Annotated in this window: 24 protein-coding genes and 1 pseudogene; 9 read left to right on the top strand and 16 right to left on the bottom strand. The window is 68.8% G+C overall.

What is annotated here, in order from left to right:
* Positions 1 to 22: 22 nt before the first annotated feature.
* Positions 23 to 1,069, top strand: coding sequence for a LacI family DNA-binding transcriptional regulator (locus LIV37_RS31315; protein WP_121824292.1), 1,047 nt, complete (start codon positions 23 to 25; stop codon positions 1,067 to 1,069).
* Between the two features lie 147 nt (positions 1,070 to 1,216).
* On the opposite strand, the gene LIV37_RS31320 is transcribed toward LIV37_RS31315, so the two are convergent.
* The 4 genes from LIV37_RS31320 to LIV37_RS31335 all read right to left on the bottom strand — a co-directional run bounded on the left by LIV37_RS31320 (position 1,217) and on the right by LIV37_RS31335 (position 3,915).
* On the bottom strand, positions 1,217 to 1,768 hold the full coding sequence (locus LIV37_RS31320) for an NUDIX hydrolase (protein WP_020871094.1): 552 nt from the start codon (positions 1,766 to 1,768) through the stop codon (positions 1,217 to 1,219).
* On the bottom strand, positions 1,765 to 2,886 hold the full coding sequence (locus LIV37_RS31325) for an adenosylhomocysteinase (protein WP_020871095.1): 1,122 nt from the start codon (positions 2,884 to 2,886) through the stop codon (positions 1,765 to 1,767). The genes LIV37_RS31320 and LIV37_RS31325 overlap by 4 nt, the downstream gene beginning before the upstream one ends.
* A gap of 175 nt (positions 2,887 to 3,061) precedes the next feature.
* Positions 3,062 to 3,460: an ATP-binding protein gene (locus LIV37_RS31330; RefSeq protein ID WP_121825159.1), complete on the bottom strand. Its 399-nt coding sequence runs from the start codon at positions 3,458 to 3,460 to the stop codon at positions 3,062 to 3,064.
* A gap of 8 nt (positions 3,461 to 3,468) precedes the next feature.
* A complete protein-coding gene (locus LIV37_RS31335; RefSeq protein WP_020871097.1) occupies positions 3,469 to 3,915 on the bottom strand; it encodes a hypothetical protein in 447 nt (148 codons plus the stop codon).
* A 191-nt stretch (positions 3,916 to 4,106) separates the two neighbouring features.
* On the opposite strand from LIV37_RS31335, the gene LIV37_RS31340 reads away from it, so the two are divergent.
* The 3 genes from LIV37_RS31340 to LIV37_RS31350 are packed head-to-tail and all read left to right on the top strand — an operon-like array spanning position 4,107 to position 6,640.
* On the top strand, positions 4,107 to 5,210 hold the full coding sequence (locus LIV37_RS31340) for a helix-turn-helix domain-containing protein (RefSeq protein WP_020871098.1): 1,104 nt from the start codon (positions 4,107 to 4,109) through the stop codon (positions 5,208 to 5,210).
* 16 nt (positions 5,211 to 5,226) lie between these two features.
* Positions 5,227 to 5,895 carry a YdcF family protein gene (locus LIV37_RS31345; protein ID WP_020871099.1) on the top strand — a complete coding sequence of 223 codons (669 nt, stop codon included), beginning with the start codon at positions 5,227 to 5,229 and terminating at the stop codon, positions 5,893 to 5,895.
* Positions 5,837 to 6,640 (top strand): WbqC family protein, encoded by an 804-nt coding sequence (locus LIV37_RS31350; RefSeq protein WP_121824290.1) that lies wholly within the window; start codon positions 5,837 to 5,839, stop codon positions 6,638 to 6,640. The genes LIV37_RS31345 and LIV37_RS31350 overlap by 59 nt, the downstream gene beginning before the upstream one ends.
* A gap of 91 nt (positions 6,641 to 6,731) precedes the next feature.
* Here the strand turns inward: LIV37_RS31350 and LIV37_RS31355 are convergent, their stop codons facing one another.
* Entirely contained in the window at positions 6,732 to 8,099 is a 1,368-nt protein-coding gene (locus tag LIV37_RS31355; protein WP_020871101.1) for a glycoside hydrolase family 6 protein, read from the bottom strand.
* Positions 8,096 to 9,307: a glycoside hydrolase family 5 protein gene (locus LIV37_RS31360; RefSeq protein ID WP_121824289.1), complete on the bottom strand. Its 1,212-nt coding sequence runs from the start codon at positions 9,305 to 9,307 to the stop codon at positions 8,096 to 8,098. The genes LIV37_RS31355 and LIV37_RS31360 overlap by 4 nt, the downstream gene beginning before the upstream one ends.
* Before the next feature lie 299 nt (positions 9,308 to 9,606).
* On the opposite strand from LIV37_RS31360, the gene LIV37_RS31365 reads away from it, so the two are divergent.
* From LIV37_RS31365 to LIV37_RS31375, 3 genes are all read left to right on the top strand, one after another.
* The gene (locus tag LIV37_RS31365) at positions 9,607 to 12,498 is read left to right on the top strand and encodes a glycoside hydrolase family 48 protein (protein WP_185058005.1); all 2,892 of its coding nucleotides are present in this window, start codon (positions 9,607 to 9,609) and stop codon (positions 12,496 to 12,498) included.
* Positions 12,499 to 12,789: 291 nt separating this feature from the next.
* A complete protein-coding gene (locus tag LIV37_RS31370) occupies positions 12,790 to 13,062 on the top strand; it encodes a hypothetical protein (protein WP_020871105.1) in 273 nt (90 codons plus the stop codon).
* A 79-nt stretch (positions 13,063 to 13,141) separates the two neighbouring features.
* Positions 13,142 to 13,891, top strand: coding sequence for a Clp protease N-terminal domain-containing protein (locus LIV37_RS31375; RefSeq protein WP_020871106.1), 750 nt, complete (start codon positions 13,142 to 13,144; stop codon positions 13,889 to 13,891).
* On the opposite strand, the gene LIV37_RS31380 is transcribed toward LIV37_RS31375, so the two are convergent.
* Positions 13,869 to 14,327 carry an STAS domain-containing protein gene (locus LIV37_RS31380; protein WP_121824287.1) on the bottom strand — a complete coding sequence of 153 codons (459 nt, stop codon included), beginning with the start codon at positions 14,325 to 14,327 and terminating at the stop codon, positions 13,869 to 13,871. The genes LIV37_RS31375 and LIV37_RS31380 overlap by 23 nt on opposite strands.
* A 110-nt stretch (positions 14,328 to 14,437) precedes the next feature.
* On the opposite strand from LIV37_RS31380, the gene LIV37_RS31385 reads away from it, so the two are divergent.
* Positions 14,438 to 14,839: a helix-turn-helix transcriptional regulator gene (locus tag LIV37_RS31385; protein ID WP_121824286.1), complete on the top strand. Its 402-nt coding sequence runs from the start codon at positions 14,438 to 14,440 to the stop codon at positions 14,837 to 14,839.
* 36 nt (positions 14,840 to 14,875) lie between these two features.
* Positions 14,876 to 15,253 carry a MerR family transcriptional regulator gene (locus LIV37_RS31390; RefSeq protein WP_020871109.1) on the top strand — a complete coding sequence of 126 codons (378 nt, stop codon included), beginning with the start codon at positions 14,876 to 14,878 and terminating at the stop codon, positions 15,251 to 15,253.
* 21 nt (positions 15,254 to 15,274) lie between these two features.
* Here LIV37_RS31390 and LIV37_RS31395 read toward each other — a convergent pair whose 3' ends face one another.
* From LIV37_RS31395 to LIV37_RS31430, 9 genes and pseudogenes are all read right to left on the bottom strand, one after another.
* On the bottom strand, positions 15,275 to 15,466 hold the full coding sequence (locus LIV37_RS31395; RefSeq protein WP_020871110.1) for a hypothetical protein: 192 nt from the start codon (positions 15,464 to 15,466) through the stop codon (positions 15,275 to 15,277).
* A 307-nt stretch (positions 15,467 to 15,773) separates the two neighbouring features.
* The gene (locus LIV37_RS31400) at positions 15,774 to 16,481 is read right to left on the bottom strand and encodes a YVTN family beta-propeller repeat protein (RefSeq protein ID WP_020871111.1); all 708 of its coding nucleotides are present in this window, start codon (positions 16,479 to 16,481) and stop codon (positions 15,774 to 15,776) included.
* Positions 16,456 to 16,818, bottom strand: coding sequence for a hypothetical protein (locus LIV37_RS31405; RefSeq protein WP_020871112.1), 363 nt, complete (start codon positions 16,816 to 16,818; stop codon positions 16,456 to 16,458). Before LIV37_RS31405 ends, LIV37_RS31400 begins: the two co-directional genes overlap by 26 nt.
* A gap of 97 nt (positions 16,819 to 16,915) precedes the next feature.
* Positions 16,916 to 17,044 (bottom strand): hypothetical protein, encoded by a 129-nt coding sequence (locus LIV37_RS51830; RefSeq protein ID WP_020871113.1) that lies wholly within the window; start codon positions 17,042 to 17,044, stop codon positions 16,916 to 16,918.
* A 260-nt stretch (positions 17,045 to 17,304) separates the two neighbouring features.
* A complete protein-coding gene (locus LIV37_RS31410; protein WP_020871114.1) occupies positions 17,305 to 17,448 on the bottom strand; it encodes a hypothetical protein in 144 nt (47 codons plus the stop codon).
* Positions 17,449 to 17,691: 243 nt separating this feature from the next.
* A complete protein-coding gene (locus tag LIV37_RS31415; protein WP_020871115.1) occupies positions 17,692 to 17,931 on the bottom strand; it encodes a hypothetical protein in 240 nt (79 codons plus the stop codon).
* Positions 17,928 to 18,530, bottom strand: a complete 603-nt coding sequence (locus LIV37_RS31420; RefSeq protein WP_121824285.1) for a hypothetical protein — start codon at positions 18,528 to 18,530, stop codon at positions 17,928 to 17,930. Before LIV37_RS31420 ends, LIV37_RS31415 begins: the two co-directional genes overlap by 4 nt.
* Before the next feature lie 280 nt (positions 18,531 to 18,810).
* Positions 18,811 to 19,984, bottom strand: a pseudogene (locus LIV37_RS31425) (helix-turn-helix domain-containing protein).
* Between the two features lie 70 nt (positions 19,985 to 20,054).
* Positions 20,055 to 20,693, bottom strand: coding sequence for an HAD family hydrolase (locus LIV37_RS31430; protein ID WP_020871118.1), 639 nt, complete (start codon positions 20,691 to 20,693; stop codon positions 20,055 to 20,057).
* Between the last annotated feature and the right edge of the window lie 45 nt (positions 20,694 to 20,738).

Here is a 20,738-nt window from a genome sequence, read left to right on the forward strand (position 1 = left end):
CATGGACGGCTGGAGGCGCGATATGGCAGGAACGCGGCGGCATGGTGCGGGGCGGGGACGGCCGACCCTCGAGGAGGTGGCGGCCCGCGCCGGAGTCGGCCGCGGCACCGTCTCCCGGGTGATCAACGGTTCGCCCCGGGTCAGCGACCGCACCCGCACGGCCGTGGAGCAGGCCGTCGCCGAACTCGGCTATGTGCCGAACCGAGTGGCCCGCGCCCTCGCCGCCAACCGTGCCGACGCCGTCGCCCTGGTCATCCCCGAGCCCGAGACCCGGCTCTTCGCCGAACCGTACTTCTCCGACATCATCCGCGGCGTCGGCGCCGAGCTCGCCGACACCGATCTCCAGCTGCTGCTCACCCTCATCCGCACCCCCAAGGAACGGCAGCGGCTCGCGGACTACCTCTCCGCACACCGGGTCGACGGGGTGCTGCTGGTCTCCGTCCACGCGGACGATCCGCTTCCGGATCTGCTGGAGCGGATCGAGATGCCCGCGGTGCTCAGCGGCCGCCGCTCGGCGCATGAGACGGTTCCGTACGTCGACTCGGACAACACCGGCGGCGCCCAGTCCGCCGTCGAGCACCTCATCGGCCGCGGCCGCGAAACGGTCGCCACCATCACCGGCCCGCTGGACATGTACGTCGCGCAGTGCCGCCTGGAGGGCTACGGCGCCGCGGTCCGGGCGGCGGGCCGGGAGGTGGAGGCGGAGCTGGTGGCCTCCGCGGACTTCACCGAGGAGGGCGGCCGCCGGGCGATGCGGCAACTGCTCAGCCAGTGCCCGGACTTGGACGGGGTCTTCGCCGCCTCGGACGTGATGGCCGCGGGCGCCCGTCAGGTGCTGCGCGAGAACGGGCGCGGCGTCCCGGACGACGTGGCGCTGGTCGGCTTCGAGGACTCGGCCGTCGCCCGCCATATGGACCCTCCGCTCACGAGCGTCCGGCAGGCCACGGAGGAGATGGGCCGGGCGATGGTGCGGGTGCTGCTCGAGGAGATCGCGGGGCGCTCGGACCGCACGGCCAAGCGGCCGCAGATGGTGCTGCCGACGCAGCTGGTGCGGCGGGAGTCCTCCTGAGGCTGCCCGGCTCCAGGCGGGCCGTCGTCATTTACGGACGCCACTCCGACGGCTTGAGCCGCTTCAATATCACCGCGAGGTGGCGGCGCCGGACGGCCACCCCTGCGCGCGTCGGGGGCGCAGGGGCATAGGCGGCCTGACCGTAGGTCAGCGAATGGCCTGGGCGATGTGCTGCCGCAGGGCGTCGTCGCTGATGGTGTCGGCGTCGCGCCAGGCGGCGTCGATGACCTCTTCGGTCTGCAACTGGCCGATCTCGGCGGTGGTGCGGAAGAGGAATCGGAAGTCGAAGTGCTGGTGGTCAGGCTCGCCCTTGGCGTCGTTCGCGTCGATCGAGTGAACATCGATGTGGATCGGTTTGTTGCTCATCGGGGTGACAGTGCCGATGGGGATGCCGGTCTCCTCCGCGAGCTCGCGGAGGGCGGCCTCCAGGAGGGTGCTGTCGGCGGATTCCAGGTGGCCTCCGGGGAGCAGCCACTTGCCGGTGGCGAGGTGGTGGATGTGCAGGATGCGCCCGTCCGGGCCGGTGAGGATCGCGCCGGCGGTCGCGTGGCCGCGGAACTCCTTGCGGGTGGTGAGGTCGGCTCCGGTGTTCAGGAGGTCGAGGACGGGGGCGAGGTCGGTCTTCTCTTCGGGGTGCTGGTCGAGGTAGGCGGTGAGAGTAGCGCGGATGTGGTCTGCCGTAATGGGCAAGTCGATCACCTGTTGAAGTAGGAGAGCCAGGTCGCCGCGATAGCGGCTCGGTCGGCCGCGCTGACCTCGTGCATGCCGGGGCTGAGGTCACCGCGGGTGAGCATCCTGATCGCGGCCAGTATTTCGGCCTGGATCAGGAAGATGAATGGCCCAACGCTGGCGCCATGCAGGAAGTTCACGGCGTTTCCACCGTTTGCCAGATAGAAGTAGTGGCCGGTGGTCTGATAGCGCGTGACGTGATCCCCGACCATCGTGCGGGTGTAGACGTCTGGTAGTCCGCCCAGCTCCAGCTCGTCCTCGCTTGAGGTGACGGTGGCGACGTAGGCACCGTTGCGGAGATGCGGGAAGTCCTCGCCGTGCAGGGAGACCTTGCCGGTCGCACAGAGCACCAGCCCGGCGCCGGTCAACGCGCTCGCGCAGTCGCGGGCGACGGCGAAGCCCTGGGACAGGGCCTGCGTGCGGCGGATGGGGTCGATGTCGAAGACGGTGACCTGGACGCCCTTGGCGTGCAGCAGGCGGGCGATGCTGGAGCCGAGCTTGCCGAAGCCGATCACCAGGGCGGGGCGGCCGTGCAGGATATCGCCGCGCCCGCGCATGACGGCCTCGGCCGAGAAGACCACGGACTGGCCGACGAGGAAGTCCTCGGGGTCCTTCAGCGGTGAACGGGCGACGGAGATGACCGGGCAGGGCAGCTTGTCGAGGTTCTCGTAGCGACGGTGTCCGTTCTCGGTGTCCTCAATCACTCCGGTGAGCTGACCGGAGAATCGTCCGTGCAGGTCGGCCAAGGTCGGCGCGAAGTAGCCGCCGACGTCCAGTAGGGTGATCGGCTCGCCGCCGGCCCTGGACTCGAAGTAGTCCAGGGCGGTATCAGCGTCGGCGAACAGCTCGCGGGACAGGGCGTCCACGGGGATGGTTTGCTCGATCTCGTGCTGGGCTGCCGGGCTGATGGACTTGGGCTTGGGCAGTACCGCCCGTAGCCGGGACAGCGAGGCGACCGCGCGGACGAAGCCGGGCCGTTCGGGAAGCAGGTGGGTGACCAGAAAAGACGCGGCCTGCTCAGCTGGGGCGAACTGGGCGGCGATCCTTGCGAAGTAGGCGTCCAACCGGGCGCGTTCAAAGGATTCCATCGCGTTCCCTCTCATCCGTCAGTGCGGGCTGTGCGTGGGGCGGCTGGTGTATCAGTCGGTGCGGGCGAGGCCGAACAGGAGCCTGTCGGCGGCAAGGGTGGCGTTAGGGGCGTCGACGCCGACAGCAGCCCGGGACCGGGGCCGGACGGAGTGGAGACCGGTGCCGCAGGGCGGTTCAGCATGGCGTCCCGCCCGCCTTGAAACGCGACCAGACGACCTTGCCGAACGGCTGGCGGTCCTCGACGCCCCAGCCGTCGGAGAACTCCTCGACGATCAGTAGCCCCCGCCCAGAGGTGTCCGTCTCGTCCGGGTGGCGAACTTCGGGGCGGCGGCCCCGGCTGTCGTGCACTTCCAGACGTACGAAGTCGTCGTCAGCGGCGATCTTGACCAGGAAGCCATGACCGGGGGCGGTTCCGTGGGTGAGGGCATTGGAAGCCAGCTCGGAGATGCAGAGCCGGATGTCCTCGGCCCGTTCGGACAGTCCCCAGGAAGCCAGGGTCGTCAGGGCGAAGTCGCGTGCCCGTCTGATCGATTCGGGCTCTGCGGCGAAGAACTGCTGAGTGGGGTCGGGCATGGTGAGCCTCACGTCTCGGCCTCCAGGGCGAAGGCGGGTCCCGGGCTTTGGCGGTACGAGCGACCCGTGCTGGAAAGGCTGGAGTGCCCGTGGCCTGCCGGGTGGGGCTTGCTGGTCCCGCGGACCAGCAGCAGCCGGGCCACGGCAGTGTCGATCCGCCTCTCCCGCTCGGTCGCTATCGCTTTGGGACCCAGGTGGGAGACAGCGGGCAGTACGACGCCGTAGGTGCCGGGCAGCGCGAGCACGTCCAGCAGCCCGGTGAACGCCGTCGTGATGGGCCCTGCTGTGGCCTTGCGGTCGGTGAAGACGCCGGACAACAGCAACTCGTGCCGTCGGCAATACTCGACCAGAGATGCGGTCAGGGCGATCTGCCGGGCTTCGGGGACGTTCACCAGTCGCAGGAAGCCGTAGACAACCGGGCCATTGACGCGGCGCTGCTCAGTGAGTGGTTCCATGCTCGTGACCGTCCAAGAAGAGTTGGGGAGGGCGGGGTGTTCGGGCCTGAGGCCTGCGGCTTCGGGCCCTGGGATCGAGCGTGGAGCAAACCGGACAGCCACGAAATGACCGGGTGTTGTACTTCCGTTGCACTTCCGTCCCCCGCCTTGCACGCTCCGTGCTTCCATGAGGTCCAGGAAGGGAGCGACGCGTGGCGACGGTGCACCATTGGAGCGGCTTGGAGGCCCATGTTCTGCGTCGCGCGCTGCGGATGAGCGTCCGCGCGTTCGCCGAGCATCTTGGGGTCGCTGTCCGCACCGTCTCCAAGTGGGACAAGCTCCAGGCCGCCACCGAGCCCCGACCGGACACGCAGGCCATCCTCGACACCGCGCTCGCCCGCGCGGATGCCGCCGTTCACCTGCGGTTTGAGACGCTCCTATCCGAGACTGGCAGGTTTTCCCCGGCAGGCACCGGGCGGCGGGTGACCGCCGGTGGCCCGCGGATGTGGGAATACGAGTCTTGGACCGAGGACCTGGACCGGACCGTGGTCGCGCTTTCCCGCCAGAACTTTGACTTTGCCGCCAGTCTGCTGACCCGGTGGATCAATCGGTGGAGACCGCTGGAACTGGACGACAAGGGCCTGTATCTGTTCGCCCGGTCCACTGCCCTGCTCGGTGACCTCCAACGCGACCAGGGTGCCGTGCTGGGACCGCTGTCGGCCCAGCACTCCTATGCCGGGGCCCGCTCGGTCTTCACCCAACTCGACATCCCCCGCCGAGTCGCCCAGCTCGACCTGTCACTGGCGGTGGTCGCGGAGATGTCCGGCAAGCTGGAGATCGCCGCCCGCCGATATGAATCCCTGGCCGTCGATGACCGCCTCTCCCGCCGAGACCGGGCCCGTGCCCGGTTATGGGTGGGGACCGCGCTGAGCAAGGATGGCAATCACAACTATGCCGCCCGCGTCATGCTGGCCGCGACCCGCGAGTTCGAGAACCTGTCCGAGCCCGACGACTGGTCGGTCGCCCACCAGAAACTCGCCCTCGCCCACCGTGGCGTCGGCAACCTGGGTGCCGCCCTGCACTGCATCGACATATCTCGTAGCACCGGCGTGACCGACTCGCCGATGCAGCGGGTGCGTCTGGACACCGCTCATGGTCACATCCTGCTGTCCGACCCGTCCACCCGGGATGATGGGCTGCGTGTGCTCGACGATGCCGCGAAGCTGGCCGCCAGGTTCGGCCTGAGCCACCAGCTCCGCAGCATCGAGGGCATCCGGATGACAACCGAGGGGGCGTCCGGCCCCCGGCGACGGTGACCAGGGAGACAGGCGAGTGACGGACAACCAGCGGGCCATCACCGAAGTCCAGCGCCAGCAGGCCAAGCTGATTTGGGACTTCCACCAGATGCATCACCAGGCACGGCCGTGCGACGTCGCGATCGGCCTGGGCAGCCACGACCTTGGAGTGCCTGCCTTCTGTGCCGAGCTGTATCGCGCCGGGCTCTTCGAGACCCTGGTCTTCACCGGCGGCCCCAACCCCACCGCGCCGGAGCGATTCCCCTGCGGCGAGGCGGTCCACTTCCGCGAGCACGCCATTGCGCTGGGCGTCCCCGCGGAAGCGATCCTGCTGGAGCCCGAGGCGCGCAACACGGGCCAGAACATCACCTTGTCCCGCGAGGTTCTGGCCGCTGCGGGGATCACTCCAGAGACGGTGCTGCTGGTCTCCATGCCCTATATGGAGCGACGCTCCTTCGCCACCGCCCGCAAGATGTGGCCCGAAGCCGAGGTGATCTGTGCCTCGGAGCCACTGGAGTTCGACGACTATCTCAAGAGTATTGGTGACGAGAAGCTCGTCACCGACCAGCTCGTCGGCGACCTCCAGCGGGTGATCGAGTATCCGAAGCTCGGGTTCGCCATCGAGCAGGACGTCCCGGAGGACGTGCATGCCGCGTACGAATCTCTCCTCGCCGCTGGCTTCGACAGCCGTCTCCTCAAGCTCTGACCTTCCCCCACCGGGCGGGCTGTGCGCGATTCACCAGCCCAACCTCTTCCCGCGGCTTTCGACGCTGGCCAAGCTGTTCGCGGCGGACTACTGGATCGTCTTGGACGACGTCCAGTTCACCCGCCGCGACTACCAGCACCGGGCCCTCCTGGCGGCCCTTGGCGACCGGCGGCGGCAGTGGCTCTCCATCCCCACCCACCTGCCCCAAGGCCAACCGACACGCATCAAGGACGCCCTGATCGTCGATCTCGTCCGGTCCCGGCGGCGCACCGAGTCGATGCTCCGGCAGTACTACGCCTCCAGCCCTCACTGGCCCGCCTTCGACCAGGCCCTGGCCCCGGTGCTCGAACGGTTCAGCACCGGCAAGACCGCAGCGGTCGCTGAGGCGTCCACCCGCATCCTGCTGGACCTGCTCGGCTGGAATGGCCAGATCCTCCGCAGCAGCCAGCTGGCTGCCCGACCCGGACGCTCGCAGCGGCTCGCCGACTTGGCCGCCGTCACCGGGGCACGGTCGTATCTGTGTGGGACCGGCGGCATGACCTATCTGGACACCTGCCTGTTCAGCGCTTGCGGCGTTACCGTCATGCCGTTCCGCATTCCGACGGCGGGGGTGTGGGTCTCCGGCCGCCAGGTCAGCGCCGTTCTAGCCTTGATGAGCATCGGCCCACAATCCTTGGCCGATGCACTGCGGACCGCTGCCGCCCAGACCTTCGCGCAACCCGTCGCATGCAGGCCCACGGCTTGATACGCAGACAGGGTCGGTGGTCGCGGTTCGCGACCACCGACCCCACCGCATCAGGGGACGGGTTGTGCGATCATGGCGCCGGTCAGGCGGATTACAGCGCCGGATAGGCGTTCTTCAGCAGCTCCTGGAACTGGGCCGAGAACCAGTGGCCCGACAGCGGAGCGTTCGGCAGCGCACCCGACATGTTGTTGTTGTTGCGCGGGTTGCCGGTGTACGTCGGGTCGCACATCCGGTCGAAGCCCTTGCCCTCGTCGTTCGGGATCTCGGAGCTCGCGCCGTCCGACTCGCCCGGGGGCTTCATCCACACGTACGCGTCGATCCCGGCCGCGGGTGCCGCCTTGGGCCGCTCACCGAGCCCGGCGCCCTTCTGGTTGCACCAGTTGCCGACGTGGATCCGGCGGTCGTAGCGCCCGCCGTTGACGTACGTGTCCACGTCCGTCTTCGCGCCGGGGCCGCTGGGCCGGGCCGAGCCGCCCCAGCCGTTGCGGGAGGTGTCGATCAGCGCGCCGATGTTGCTCGGGAAGCCGACGTTGACCAGCTCCTGGCGGAACGCCTGGGCGTAGGAGAGCTCGTCCACGTACCGGTTCCAGTCCACCCACTTCGACTGGCGCACGGTGGTGCCGTTGACCGAGTCGTTGACGGTGAAGTTGTCCTCCTTCAGCGCGCTGAAGTTGGCCGTGTTGGTGATGATGCCGGCCACCTTGTCGACCGTGCTGCCCTCGGCCGTCGCCGCCTGCTTGATCACCTGTGCGGTGGGGTTGAAGTTGTCGTCCCAGCCGATCCAGCCGTGGTGCCCGGCGTCGATGTAGTTGTAGACGTTGCCGATCGAGCCCAGCTTGTTCAGGGCGTAGCCGACGCCCTTCACATAGTTGCCGTTCGCCTTCATCGTGTCGCACTCGGGGGTCGCGGTGGGCTTGCCGCCGGTGTTGGTGACCAGATTGGGCAGCGAGTCGACCTCGATCGTGTTGACGATCCGCAGACTCGAGTTGGCGTACTTGGACTCGGAGAGGATCGCCGCTATCGGGTCGATGAACTCCGTCTTGTACTTGTCGATCTCGGTCGGGCCCAGCTCCCCGTTGGACGCCAGCGCGGAGCAGTCACGGCCGGGCAGGTCGTAGACCACTAACTGGACGACGGTCGGGCTGCCGCTCGACTGCTGCAGCGCCCGGTCGAGGTGGGCGCGCAGCCCCATCGCGCCGCCCGTGCCGTTGATCGCGGCGATCCGGTCCAGCCAGATGCCGGTCGGCTGGTTGGAGATCTTGCTGCCGCCGGGTTCGGCGGCGGCCTTCGCCGACCAGTCGGGGTTCACATACACCTTGGCGCCCGAGTACGGGTTGTCGACCTTCGCGGCGGCCGCCCTGCCGCTGTCCCCCTGGGCGGACGCCACACCGGTCAGCGCCCCCATGGTCAGCGCGGAGGCGGCGAGCAGAGTGCCCGCCCTTCGGATTCTGCGGCTCATTGCATTCCTTTCAGGTGATCACGGAGTCCCACGCCGTAGTTGGTCGGCGTGCCGTTGTAATCGCTGATCAGGGACGGTCCCGAGGAACAGTCCCAGGTGTTCCAGGTCCACCCCAGATACGAGGCGCCCTTGGTATCCAGCCAGGCCATGACCCGGTCGACATAGCCGTGGGAGCAGGTGTTCTCGCCGATCTCGCCCGCCACGAACGGGACCTGGGCGATGACCGGGGCCAGCTGTTCGTCGAAACAGCTCTCGCTGGAGCAGGTGTTGAAGTTGTAGGTGTGCCAGGCGGCGGCGAGATTGCCCGCCGGGTCTTTCGGCTTGTACGTCAGCCACTGGCGCAGATCGTTGGAGTAGGCGATCCCGGGGATCAGCACCAGGTTCCTGGCGCCGGTGGCCCGTACGGCGTTCAGCAGGGTCTGCGTCCCGGCGACCTGGAAGTCGATCCCGGGGCAGCTCCCGCCGTCGCGCCAGCACTTCCACGCCGCCGTGAGGTCGGAGGTGGCGCGGTCCGGGAACGGCTCGTTGAACAGGTCGAAGACCACGGCCTGGTCGCCTTTGAAGGTCTGGGCGACCGAGGTCCAGAAGGCCGGGGTGTACTGCGCGTCCGGCATCGGCTTCTGGCAGGTGGCGTACTCGGTGTCGGCGCAGTGGCTGTCCCCGCCCGTGTATCTGCCGTGGGACCAGTGGAGTTCGACGACGGGCGTGATGCCATGGGCCTCCAGCCGGGCGACGAATGCCTTGACGGCCGCGATGTAGTTGGCCCCTCCGTAGGCCGCGTCGATATGGGAAAGGCCCAGCCAGCACTCCTCGTTGAGCGGGATCCGGACCGCGTTGGCCTTCCAGTCGGCGATGGCCTTGACGGCCGCGTCGTCCACGGGGCCGTCGAAGATGCCACGGCCCTGGACACACATGAACTCACCGCCGGAGCGGTTGACGCCCAGCAGCCGCCGGGTGGCGCCGTTCTCGTCGACGAGCTTGTTGCCGGAGGCGCGGAGCTTCGGTGGTGCCGCGTTGGGTACGGTCACCGCTGGGGCGCTCGCGGCCGAAGCGTTCGTGCCCGAAGCGTTCGTGCCCGAAGCGCTCGCGGTCGAAGGGTTCGTGGCCGGGCCGCTCGCCGCCGAGGCGGTGGCGGGCACCAAGGCGGTGCCCGCCACGGATAACACCGCGGTGGCCACCAAGGCATAAAGGCGCGGGGGTGCTCGCATGGAGCGACTCCTCGAGGTCCAAGCGCCGTTCGATGCGGCGCTGACTGCTGGAACCGCTCCCACTGGTTGAAGTGAAGGTAGCGCTCGACGGGCGCATGTCAACAGACCCCGTTCACGAATTATCGGTTGAAGGTGTTCGACGACCCGCTGTTGTTCAAAGACTTGACACTCCTTCAGGCTGACACGAACCTTGGGAGCGCTCCCACTGGTTCGCACATCCCCCACCACCGCACGAACCGCGAGGAGGTCCCCCGATGCGCGTACAGCGTGGCTCGCCCTTATCCGGGGCACGACGACGAATGAGACGGCTGGTGACCACCCTGGTCGCCGCCCTCTCGCTCCCCGTGGCCATGACCGCGGCGGGCGGCGCCGCCCCCGCGCACGCCGCGGCGGTCCAGTGCGGGGTCGACTACAAGACCAATGACTGGGGCTCCGGCTTCACCGCCGATCTCACCATCACCAACCCCGGCAGCGACGCCATCGACGGCTGGACCCTCACCTACGCTTACGCGGGCAACCAGAAGCTCGCCAACGGCTGGAACGGCGGCTGGTCGCAGTCCGGCAAGACCGTCACCGTCACCAACGCCGGGCACAACGGGAAGATCGCGGCCGGAGGCAATGTCACCACCGGCGCCCAGTTCACCTACAGCGGCACCAACGCCGCCCCCACCTCCTTCGCCGTCAACGGCGTGGCCTGCCGGGGCGCCCATCAGCCGCCCATCGCGGTGCTGAGCAGCCCGTCACCCGGCGCCGTCTTCACCTCCGGCGGCACCGTCCCGATGACGGCCACGGCCGCGGCGGCCGACGGGGCGACGATCAGCAAGGTGGAGTTCTACAGCGACACCGAGCTCCTCGGCACCGACACCACCTCCCCGTACTCCTTCGACTACCAGGACGTCCCGGCCGGCGACTACTCGCTCTACGCCAAGGCGTACGACAGTCAGGGTGCCGCCGCCGAGTCCACCCCCGTCGGCATCCATGTGGCGGCCGGGCCCGCGCTGGTGGCCAGTCCCGGGCAGCTCGGGGTGCAGCAGGGCAAGTCCGGGACGTTCGGCGTGAAGCTGTCCACCAAGCCGTCCGGAGACGTCACGGTCTCCGTCGCCCGCACCTCGGGCAACACCGGGCTGACGGTCTCCTCGGGCGCCGCCCTCACCTTCACCCCCGCCAACTGGGACACCGCCCAGCAGGTGACCGTCGCCGCCGCGAACTCCGGCACCGGCGCCGCGACCTTCACCGCGACCGCCGCCGGTCACACCAAGGCCGAGGTCACCGTCACCCAGCTGGCCTCCGCGAAGGACTACGACGCCCGCTTCCTGGACCTCTACAACAAGATCACCGCACCTTCGGCGGGCTACTTCTCGCCCGAGGGCGTTCCGTACCACTCGGTGGAGACCCTGATCGTCGAGGCCCCCGACCACGGCCATGAGACGACCTCCGAGGCCTACAGCTATCTGATCTGGCTCCAGGCGATGTACGGCAAGGTCACCGGCGACTGGGCGAAGTTCAACAACGCGTGGGACCTCATGGAGAAGTACATGATCCCCACCCACGCCGACCAGCCCACCAACAGCTTCTACAACGCCTCCAAGCCGGCCACCTACGCGCCCGAGTGGGACCAGCCCTCCCAGTACCCCTCGCAGCTCAACGGCAATGTCCCGGTCGGCAACGACCCCATCGCCGCCGAGCTGAAGAGCGCGTACGGCACCGATGACATCTACGGCATGCACTGGATCCAGGACGTCGACAACGTCTACGGCTACGGCAACTCGCCCGGCAAGTGCGAGGCGGGACCGTCCGACACCGGCCCGTCCTACGTCAACACCTTCCAGCGCGGCCCGCAGGAGTCGGTCTGGGAGACCGTGACCCAGCCCACCTGCGACAGCTTCAAGTACGGCGGCAAGAACGGCTATCTGGACCTGTTCACCGGCGACGCCTCCTACTCCAAGCAGTGGAAGTTCACCAACGCCCCCGACGCCGACGCCCGCGTCGTCCAGGCCGCCTACTGGGCCTCGGAGTGGGCCAAGGCGCAGGGCAAGGGCGGCCAGATCTCCGGCAACATCGCCAAGGCCGCCAAGATGGGCGACTATCTGCGCTACGCGATGTACGACAAGTACTTCAAGAAGATCGGCAACTGTGCCGGTGAGACCACCTGCCCGGCCGGGAGCGGGAAGAACAGCTCCCACTACCTGCTGTCCTGGTACTACGCCTGGGGCGGCGCCACCGACACCTCCGCCGGCTGGTCCTGGCGCATCGGCTCCAGCCACGCCCACGGCGGCTACCAGAACCCCATGGCGGCCTGGGCCTTGAGCTCGTACGCCGACCTCAAGCCCAAGTCCGCTACGGGCGCGAGCGACTGGTCCACCAGCCTCAAGCGCCAGCTGGAGTTCTACCGCTGGCTGCAGTCCAGCGAGGGCGCCATCGCGGGCGGCGCCACCAACAGCTGGCAGGGCCGCTACGCCACGCCGCCGTCGGGCAGCTCCACCTTCTACGGGATGTACTACGACGAGAAGCCCGTCTACCACGACCCGCCGTCCAACCAGTGGTTCGGCTTCCAGGCGTGGTCCATGGAGCGCGTCGCGGAGTACTACAACCGCACCGGTGACGCCTCCGCGAAGACGGTCCTGGACAAGTGGGTGAAGTGGGCGCTGTCCAAGACCACCGTCAACGCCAATGGCACCTACCAGATCCCGTCCACCCTCCAGTGGTCCGGCCAGCCCGACACCTGGAACGCCTCCAGCCCCGGCGCCAACGCGAACCTGCACGTCACCGTCGCCGACTACACCAATGACGTCGGCGTGGCGGCCGCGTACGCCAAGACCCTGTCCTACTACGCCGCCAAGTCCGGCGACACCAAGGCCAGGGACACCGCCAAGGCACTGCTGGACGGCATGTGGAACAACTACCAGGACGCCCTCGGCATCGCGGTCCCCGAGACCCGCGCCGACTACAACCGCTTCGACGACCCGGTCTACGTCCCCAGCGGCTGGACCGGGACCATGCCGAACGGTGACAAGATCGACGCCGGCTCCACCTTCATGTCGATCCGCTCCTTCTACCAGGACGACCCGGCCTGGTCCAAGGTCGAGGCGTATCTGAAGGGCGGCGCGGTGCCCAGCTTCACGTACCACCGGTTCTGGGCCCAGGCGGACATCGCGCTGGCGATGGGGTCGTACGCGGACCTCTTCGAATAGCCGGTTTCCGCGCGTGACAGGCGGGGCTCCCGGGCGCGGGAGCCCCGCCGCTCACGCGAATTCGGCGCGCGCCCCGGCTCCGTACACCTCGCGCACATTGTCCTTCGGCCGCGGCTTGTCCCTGCCACAGGGCCCCGCCGCGAATGCGCGCAGCCGGACCATCGTGGGGCGTGGGGCGGGGGCGGACGAGCCGGGAAGGCCCGAACGAGTATCCGGCCGGGCGGTCCGGCGCCTCCGAGGTGTGGCGCCTCCGAGGTGCGGCGGGAGGGCGCCGGGCGCAGCCTGGGACATATGACCGAATCCCAGGCGCCGCGCATCCACCGGCCTCCGATCGTGGTGCTCGGCGTCCAGCAGAACGATCCCCCGTACCGTCTGGTCGAGATCGCCGGTGAGCTCGCGGGCAAGGCGCACTCGGTCCTGGACGTCATCGAGATCGCGCGGGAGGTCGGCCTGGACGATGTCGATCTGGACGATCCGGACGTGGTCCGGTGGGTGGGCGGCGACAAGTTCACCTGGACGTCGTTCTGGCCTCCGAACCGTCCGCACCGCGAACGCCGGGACTAGGTTCACGGCGAACGCCGGGACTAGGTTCACTGTCAACTCGACGTTGACACCCTGGGGAGTGTCAACCTATGGTTGACGCATGACGAAACCAGTCGGACTCACCCATCCCGTGCGCCTCGACGAACTGATCGAGACCATCAAGAAGGTCCACCCCGACGCCCTCGACCAGCTCACCGACGCGGTGATCGCCGCCGAGCACCTCGGCGAGGTGGCCGACCACCTCATCGGCCACTTCGTGGACCAGGCCCGCCGCTCCGGCGCCTCCTGGACCGACATCGGCAAGAGTATGGGGGTGACGCGGCAGGCGGCCCAGAAGCGCTTCGTCCCCAAGGCGTCCGGCGAGCCGTCGGACCTCGATCCGAGCCAGGGTTTCGGCCGCTACACGACGCGCGCCCGGAGCGTCGTGGTCGCCTCCCAGAACGAGGCCCGAGCCGCCGACAACGCCGAGATCCGCCCCGAGCACCTCATCCTCGGCCTCCTGGCCGAGCCCGAGGGGCTGGCCGCCAAGGCGATCGTCGCCCAGGGTGTCCTCCTGGACGCCGTCCGCCAGGAGGCCGCCGCCGCCCTCCCGCCCGCGGCCGACTCCATGCCAGCCCTGGTCCCCTTCGACGCCGACGCGCGCAAGGTCCTCGAGCTCACCTTCCGCGAGGCGCTTCGGTTGGGCCACAACTACATCGGCACCGAGCACATCCTCCTCGCCCTCCTCGAACACGAGGATGGCGCGGGCCTGTTGACCGGCCTGGGGATCGACAAGGCCACCACGGTGGACATCATCACCAAGACGCTGACCCGGATCGCCGAGGCCATCAAGGACGAGATGGAGGGGTGACCGCCCGGCCCTCGAAGACCGGCGGCCGGAACAGCCGTGAGGTGCCGGTCAGGCCGAGAACCCGCCTGACCGTGCGGCTCGGGGAGTGGACGATGACCGTCTTGCCATGTGCGAGCGCCTCCCGGCGGAGCCTGAGCAGCGCGTTGAGCGCCGAGCAGTCCCAGAACCTCACCGCGCTCAGGTCCACGTCAACGCCCTCGGCGGAATCGCGGAGGGCGTCGCGCAGGACGGCGGACATGACGGGGGCGGTCTCGTAGTCCACCTCTCCCTTGACCACGACGACCTTCCGGGGGCCCTCCGGGTAGCCGTCGGTGAGGAGGATGGTCGAGGGGCCCGGCGGCGTCGAGCCGGCCGATGTCCCCGGCGCCGTGCGGATCACGGGCCCGGACGGCGGGCGATGCCCAGGGTCGGGTACGGAGACGTCTCGTGCGTGCACCTGCCTGTCTCCCCTCGAGGTATCGCCTCGCCGGCGTCACACGGTTTGCTATACACGAAGCCGGATTCATGTTTCCAGATGCGCTATTGTTTCGGCAATATCATGAGGCCATGGGAGGAGTGCCTGAATCGCACACTGGATGGACGTTCTTGACCAACCACGCCCGCGTGCTGGCCGCGATCGCCGACGATCCGAACGTACGGATCCGCGATATCGCCGCGCACTGCAGGCTGACCGAGCGTGCCGTCCAAAAGATCATCGGCGACCTGGAGCAGGACGGATATCTGTCCCACACCCGTGAGGGGCGTACGAACACGTACCGCATCGAGCCGGGGAAGGTCCTGCGCCACCCGGCCGAGGCCGGACTCCCCGTGGCCTCGCTCCTCTCGCTGCTCCTCGAGGACGAGGCGAGGCGCAAACACCCCGACCGGCCCCTCGACGACGAGAGGCCGACGGCGGACGAGGCTCCTGCCCAACCGACCTCCGACTCCCACGCGCCTCGACTACTCTGAGGCCGATCCCTGACGTCGGAGCCAGGAGGAGTCACGGTGCGCATCGGCGAACTCGCCGCCAGAACCGGCGTCAGCGTACGAGCGCTGCGCTACTACGAGGAGCAGGGCCTGCTCACCTCGGAACGCAGCCCCAGCGGCCAGCGCCAGTACGCGGACACCGCGGTCGACCGCGTCCTGTGGATCCAGTGCCTCTACGCCGCGGGCCTGTCGAGCAAGATCCTCCGCGAATTCCTCCCCTGCACGTACACCGGCGTCGCCACCCCCGACACCATCGACCGCCTGACCGTCGAACGCGACCGCATCAACGCCCAGATGGCCGACCTGGCCACCACCCGCGACCGCCTCGATGCCGTCATCGCGGCAGCCAGTGGCACGGTCGGCTGCGAAGTGAACTGCATCCCGCAAAGCGCTTGATCCGACGCGGTCCGTGCGGGGTCAGTCTCCGCTCGATGCCAGATGCTCACGGAAGAAGGCGATGGCCGCTGCCGAGGCCCGAGCGAACTCGGTGGTGTACGGGGCGAAGTGCCCGCCCGGGATCGTCACCAGCCGCTTCGGCTCCAGCGCCCGGTTGTAGGCGGCGAGCCCGGTGTCGGTGAGGGTGACGGTGTCCTCCAGACCGACGATCATCAGCAGCGGCGTGGGCGAGACGCGGTCGATGAGGACGCCTGGTTCGTACGTACGGGCCTTGCGGTGCGTGATGGCACGCCGCCAGTCCTCGATCTGCCTCCAGGGGTCGATGTCCCGGCGCGGTGTGCCGTCGCTGGCGCCGAAGGTGCGGTGGTCATGGACCAGCGCGGCAAAGCCGGCCTCGGGGGTACCGCGAAAGCAGAGGAGCCCGGCGCCTGGCCGGGCTCCTTCGTGCTGTGCGTTCGCCGCCCTCCGCGTCAGGGATCTTGGGGCGCCGGGGTGTCCAGGATCGACCGACTGCGGTCATTCACGACGAAGTTGGGCTGTTTGACGAGTTCCGTTCGGCGACGGTTTGCGGGGTGATGGCGACACCGTTGGGCTCGTCACCGACGGGGATCGTGGTGGTGACGGTGTTGGTCTTGGTGTCGATCACCGACACGGTGTTGTCCAGCTGGTTGGCGACGTAGGCTCGCTCACCGTTCAGAGTGAAGGCCACTCCCCGGGGCCAGGTGCCGACGGGGATCGTGGTGGTGACGGTGTTGGTCTTGGTATCGATCACCGACACGGTGCCGCTGTTGAGGTTGGTGACGTAGGCGCGCTGACCGCTCGGGGTGATGGCCACGCCGTTGGGAAGGTCGCCGGCGGGGATGGTGGTGATGACGGCGTTGGTCCCGGTGCTGATCACCGACACGTTGTCGCTGCTGGCGTTGGTGACGTAGATACGCTGACCGTTCGGGGTGATGGCCAGGTGGCCGGGCCCGTTGCCGCCGGTGGGGACGGTGGTGGTGACGGTGTTGGTCTTGGTGTCGATCACCGACATGGTGTCGTCGAGGTCGTTGGCGACGTAGGCGCGGTCGCCTTTCGGGGTGATGGCCACGCCGATGGGATAGTCGCCGACGGGGATGGTGGTGGTGACGGCGTTGGTTTTGGTGTCGATCACCGACACCGTATCGTCGTCGATGTTGGTGACGTAGGCGTGGGCAGGGTCGTCATACGCGGCGGCGGGCGATGCCACGGCGAGTGGGGACCGTCAGGCCCACGAGCACCGCCAATCCCACCCAGGCCCGCACGATCCTCCCCCGCGAGCGCGGCCCGTTCAACGCCGGCGTGACGCCGGGTCCCGGGGGCCCTCGTGCCGGCGGGCCTGATCCGCGGTGCTGCGGTACCTCCAGCGGGGGCACGTCGCTCGCCATGAAGGCGGGGCTGGCCGCCGCGATCTGCTTCCGCTCCTGGGCCGAGATGTCCTGCACGACGAGGTACGGCGGCCGTCGGGCAGACTCGTCGTCGTACGTGCGGCGCTCTCCGGTCCAGCGGTAGCAGTGCCAGTGAGCGGGCGGGGGCGGAGCGTTCATCCGGGGGTACCTCCTAGGTGGTAGGGGGAGCGGCCCACCCCGGTCGGGGGCGAATCGACCGAGGGGGCCGCCGCTTACCTATGGCGCCGCGCGCCGGCTACCTCGCGTACTGGCGGCCGTCGTCCGAGTCACCGGGCGTCCCACCACTCGGTGACGGGGCGTCCGTGTCCGGCATCGTGGCGCCGTCCTCCGGGTCCTGACGGGCAACGACATGCTGTAATCGCATGGGGCCTCCTGAGTTCACGTGCGCAGGGGTGTCCCCGCGCGTTCGCGCGGTGCTCGTCCAGGCCACTGGCCTGCAAGCGGGAGGCCGGGGCGAGCCTTACTGGACGGGACTCCGGCCAGCGGTCTCGGCCGGAGTCCCTTCCCCCCTGCCTTGTCGGCGGCCGTGCCTGGCTGTATCGACCGGCAGGGGGTCTTGGAGGGTGGACCGCCGACCCGGTGAGTCCGGCACGGGGGCACCGGACTGCCGACGGCCCATCCGGTCTATGGGTCCGGGGTGCTGGCGAAGCAGAGCCAGACCGCGAGTACCAGCAGGATGGGGACCAGGGCGAGCAGCAGACCCATCCGGGCGGCGCGGAAGGCGAGCAGCCCGGCCCTTACGGCGGTGGAGTGTCGACGGTGCCCCATCCGGGGCCTCCCGGGCTCTTCCGGCGGGGTGGGGGTGGCTGCTCGCGCCTGACGTGCTTGCACTGGTCCTGCCGCACGCCCGTCACCGTGGGGTAGCGGATCGTGCTGCATGTGGCGCACGCAGCCCGCCAGGGCAGGTGTGCGCGGCCCGGGTAAGGGACCAGTGGCACATAGCCCGCTGCGCGGATACGCGCTCGGCCCACGCAGCCCGCTGTCGAGGAGACGACGCCTTCGTCCAGGCGCTCACCCGTGACCACCACCCTGCTGAGCCGCACCAGCGCAGAGAGGCCGGCACACGTACAGCTCGACTTCCTCTTTGGTGACGCCCCCGCAGGTCCACACGACCGTGCCGAGCAGCTGGTCCGCGAGCAGTCGCTGCCCGCACAGGACGCAGTTCCAGCCCTGTAGTTGGGGTCCGGTCAGGGTTTCGGGGTCCGGCAGCTCGATGCCCGGGAGCAGGGAGGGCTGTGGGCAGGTCGTCATCGGGACCGCCGCCCCTCGTGCTCGGCCGCGGCCGCGCTGAGACTCCGCGGGCGGCGTCTGGTGTAGAGCGGCGCGTGTGGCGGGCAGGCGTACGTGACCTTGCCGACGTCGCTGCGCCCGTCTTCCACGTCGACCGGGATGGGCTCGTCGGTGGGCAGCTGACAGCGGTAGCAGAGTTGACGGCCTTCCGGCCTGCGGCCGTACTCGGCGCGGTCGGCCTCGGCCAGCGCCCCCCATAGCCTCCCTGCGTCCGTCAGGTAGTGGTCGGCCGAGAGCGGCACGCGCCAATGGGTGCGCGGGCCCTCCGTCCAGGAGACGGGGGGTACGCCGAGGTAGGTGCTCTCGTCGGCCAGCTCGGTGAGGACGCGGACCTGCCGCAGGTGCCAACTCGTCTCGGTGCCCACTTCGACGAACCAGTACAGGGTGCCGTACTTGTCCTGGACTACGGCGCCCGTCTCGTCGCCGAGCAGTTCCAGGGCGCGCTCGCCGACGAGGGGTGCGGCGCGCACGGCGTCCCACCATTTGCCCGCGGGTAACGCTTCGACGTCCACGGCGGGCGGTGGTGTCCATGATGGGGGCTTGAGGAAGTCAACTGACATTCGGCTCGCCTTGGTCGCGGTGGTCTTCACAGACGACGACAGGCCACACGCGGGCACGGCCGGGAAGGGTGATGTGCCCGGCGGCGTACAGCGTCCGGGCGACGGCTCCGCAGCGAAAGCACGCCTCACCGTGGAGCCGTGCGATGCTGATGTGCTCGCTGACGGGCACCCGCAAGGGTTCGGCCATGGCTGGTGCTGTCCCATCTGCCTGGTCGGTGTGGACAGGTAGATGGTTCTCCGCTGGAAGGGCCACAAGTGACCCAGCGAGGGTCAGTCAGGGTCACTCGCCCGCATGGCACCACTCAGCGAAGTTGCTGAGGCTCTCCGCGTCGGCGCGCCGCAGGCGGCGGAGCGTGGCGGCGTCCTCCCGCACCCATGGGTGATCACGCGTGTGCTGAGGCGCGATATGACGGGCGACCTTCAACGACTCGAACGCATCCCGCGGGAGCCCCGACCACAGCTGGGCACGAGCTACCTCGATGTAGAACCCGCTCCGGCGCTCTGCAGGCAGATCATGCGGCGGCGCCCACTCGTTGGCGACATCGAGCGCTCGGTGAACCTGATCGCGGCCGAGGCTGACCGCGACAGACACCTCATGGATGCGGACGTTGTCTGGACCGAACGCCGTTCCGTGGTAGACGTCCTCTGGCACAGCGTCTCCTAGGCGCAGGGCCTCCGCGAGGTGGTGACTTGCAGCCTCCACAAGACCGGCGCGGCCAGCGATCACCGCTGCCCGCATGTGCAAGGCACCCCGAGCGGCGATCTTCGCGTCATCTCGACCGGTAGGCGCCTTGTCGATCGCGGTCTGCAGCGCCCGCAGTCCAGCGGCGTGCGCACGGGCGGCGAAGAAGGTCTCGGTGCGCACGTAGGCGACGGTGGCGTCCAACAGTGGATTGTCCGCGTACGGTGCTGCCCAGCGCATCAGATCTACCAGGCGAGCAGACAGATCTCGGGCGCCGTACTTGTACGCCACGGCGTCAGCCGTTCGCAGCCCGGCAACTAGCAGGCTGGCCACCTCGGATTGCGCTTCGACCGGAGCAAGGTGGAAGGCGCGGATTAGCTCGCTGATGAGTGGGGGGGAGCTGGCGTGCGATCCGGGCGTATTGCGAGGCCAGGCGCCAGGTCACTGACTCATCCACTGCTGCGCGGAGTTCACCGAGTTGCCGTACCGGCCCGTCGTCTGGCCCCTCGTACGCAGCGATGACGGCGGACAGGGACGGCATAGCGGCGTGGACGCGGGCGTCCGCCCGGTCTCGACTGCCCAGCAAGACGGATGGCTCGACACCTAGAGCAGCCGCGAGGGACTCCATCACGTTGTCGCCAGCACCCCGCGCTCCGCGTTCGATCTTCCGCAAGGTGCCAACGTGTACCCCGGCGGCGTCTGCGAGTTCTTGCTGCGTCATGCGGGCGATGCGGCGCTGATAGGCCACACGCTTGCCGAGATCCTTGGGCATAATTGTGCTCCGTTCGGTGCGTCCACCCCGAACGGTAGCGAGCGGCCACATTACGGTGGGGCCGCTCGGCTTATGGCGTGGCGAGTGGTACGAGATCGTGCAGCGAATCGAGGTGCCAGTCAGCGACGGCCGTCTCGGCCGTGTGCGCCCACAGGTGGCCCCACGGTCCACGGCGTAGATGCGCAGCGCGCAGCCCCGCTGCTTTTGCTGGCTGGGTGTCGTTCGCAGGATGGTCGCCTACGTACACGATCTCATCGGGCGCGGTTCCTGCCAGGTCCAGGACGCGGGTGAAGAAGCGGGGGTCCGGCTTCGCGATGCCCCACTCTCCCGAGGTCGCGATCTCATCGACCGGGAGGTCCAGGGCTCGCAGCAGCTTTCCCGCGCGCGCCGTCTGGTTGCCTGCGATCACGACTCGCGCCCCCGATTGACGGAGAGCGGCGAGGGCTGGGCGTACGTCCGGGTAAAGATCTTCTTCCGTTATCTGCTCACCCAGCCCAGCAGCCTCCATGGCGGCCCTCTCTGCGGCAATGTCGATGTCCGGTCGAATGAGCCGGAGGGCATCCGCGTTGTCGCGTCCTTGAGCGACGACCGCGCCGACGAGGGCCGAGAGCGTGTGTCGGGGAATGTCCAGCCAGTCGGCCCAGGTAGCCCACACGCGGTCATCCCGGATCAGGGTCTCGCCAACATCGAGGGCCACAGCGCGGATCATGCAGGCAGCCTAGGACACTGATCCGGAGTCGCCGAATCGCTCGGT

Source organism: Streptomyces rapamycinicus NRRL 5491, assembly GCF_024298965.1.
In the GTDB taxonomy this organism is placed as follows: domain Bacteria; phylum Actinomycetota; class Actinomycetes; order Streptomycetales; family Streptomycetaceae; genus Streptomyces; species Streptomyces rapamycinicus.

Excerpts from the sequence above, each read along its gene's own strand:
- LIV37_RS31315 (WP_121824292.1), top strand. The coding sequence starts at position 23 with ATGGCAGGAACGCGGCGGCATGGTGCGGGGCGGGGACGGCCGACCCTC.
- LIV37_RS31325 (WP_020871095.1), bottom strand. The coding sequence starts at position 2,886 with ATGGAATCCTTTGAACGCGCCCGGTTGGACGCCTACTTCGCAAGGATC.
- LIV37_RS31330 (WP_121825159.1), bottom strand. The coding sequence starts at position 3,460 with ATGCCCGACCCCACTCAGCAGTTCTTCGCCGCAGAGCCCGAATCGATC.
- LIV37_RS31335 (WP_020871097.1), bottom strand. The coding sequence starts at position 3,915 with ATGGAACCACTCACTGAGCAGCGCCGCGTCAATGGCCCGGTTGTCTAC.
- LIV37_RS31350 (WP_121824290.1), top strand. The coding sequence starts at position 5,837 with ATGCCGCGTACGAATCTCTCCTCGCCGCTGGCTTCGACAGCCGTCTCC.
- LIV37_RS31355 (WP_020871101.1), bottom strand. The coding sequence starts at position 8,099 with ATGAGCCGCAGAATCCGAAGGGCGGGCACTCTGCTCGCCGCCTCCGCG.
- LIV37_RS31360 (WP_121824289.1), bottom strand. The coding sequence starts at position 9,307 with ATGCGAGCACCCCCGCGCCTTTATGCCTTGGTGGCCACCGCGGTGTTA.
- LIV37_RS31365 (WP_185058005.1), top strand. The coding sequence starts at position 9,607 with ATGAGACGGCTGGTGACCACCCTGGTCGCCGCCCTCTCGCTCCCCGTG.
- LIV37_RS31370 (WP_020871105.1), top strand. The coding sequence starts at position 12,790 with ATGACCGAATCCCAGGCGCCGCGCATCCACCGGCCTCCGATCGTGGTG.
- LIV37_RS31375 (WP_020871106.1), top strand. The coding sequence starts at position 13,142 with ATGACGAAACCAGTCGGACTCACCCATCCCGTGCGCCTCGACGAACTG.
- LIV37_RS31385 (WP_121824286.1), top strand. The coding sequence starts at position 14,438 with ATGGGAGGAGTGCCTGAATCGCACACTGGATGGACGTTCTTGACCAAC.
- LIV37_RS31395 (WP_020871110.1), bottom strand. The coding sequence starts at position 15,466 with ATGATCGTCGGTCTGGAGGACACCGTCACCCTCACCGACACCGGGCTC.
- LIV37_RS31405 (WP_020871112.1), bottom strand. The coding sequence starts at position 16,818 with ATGAACGCTCCGCCCCCGCCCGCTCACTGGCACTGCTACCGCTGGACC.
- LIV37_RS51830 (WP_020871113.1), bottom strand. The coding sequence starts at position 17,044 with ATGCGATTACAGCATGTCGTTGCCCGTCAGGACCCGGAGGACGGCGCC.
- LIV37_RS31410 (WP_020871114.1), bottom strand. The coding sequence starts at position 17,448 with ATGGGGCACCGTCGACACTCCACCGCCGTAAGGGCCGGGCTGCTCGCC.
- LIV37_RS31415 (WP_020871115.1), bottom strand. The coding sequence starts at position 17,931 with ATGACGACCTGCCCACAGCCCTCCCTGCTCCCGGGCATCGAGCTGCCG.
- LIV37_RS31420 (WP_121824285.1), bottom strand. The coding sequence starts at position 18,530 with ATGTCAGTTGACTTCCTCAAGCCCCCATCATGGACACCACCGCCCGCC.
- LIV37_RS31430 (WP_020871118.1), bottom strand. The coding sequence starts at position 20,693 with ATGATCCGCGCTGTGGCCCTCGATGTTGGCGAGACCCTGATCCGGGAT.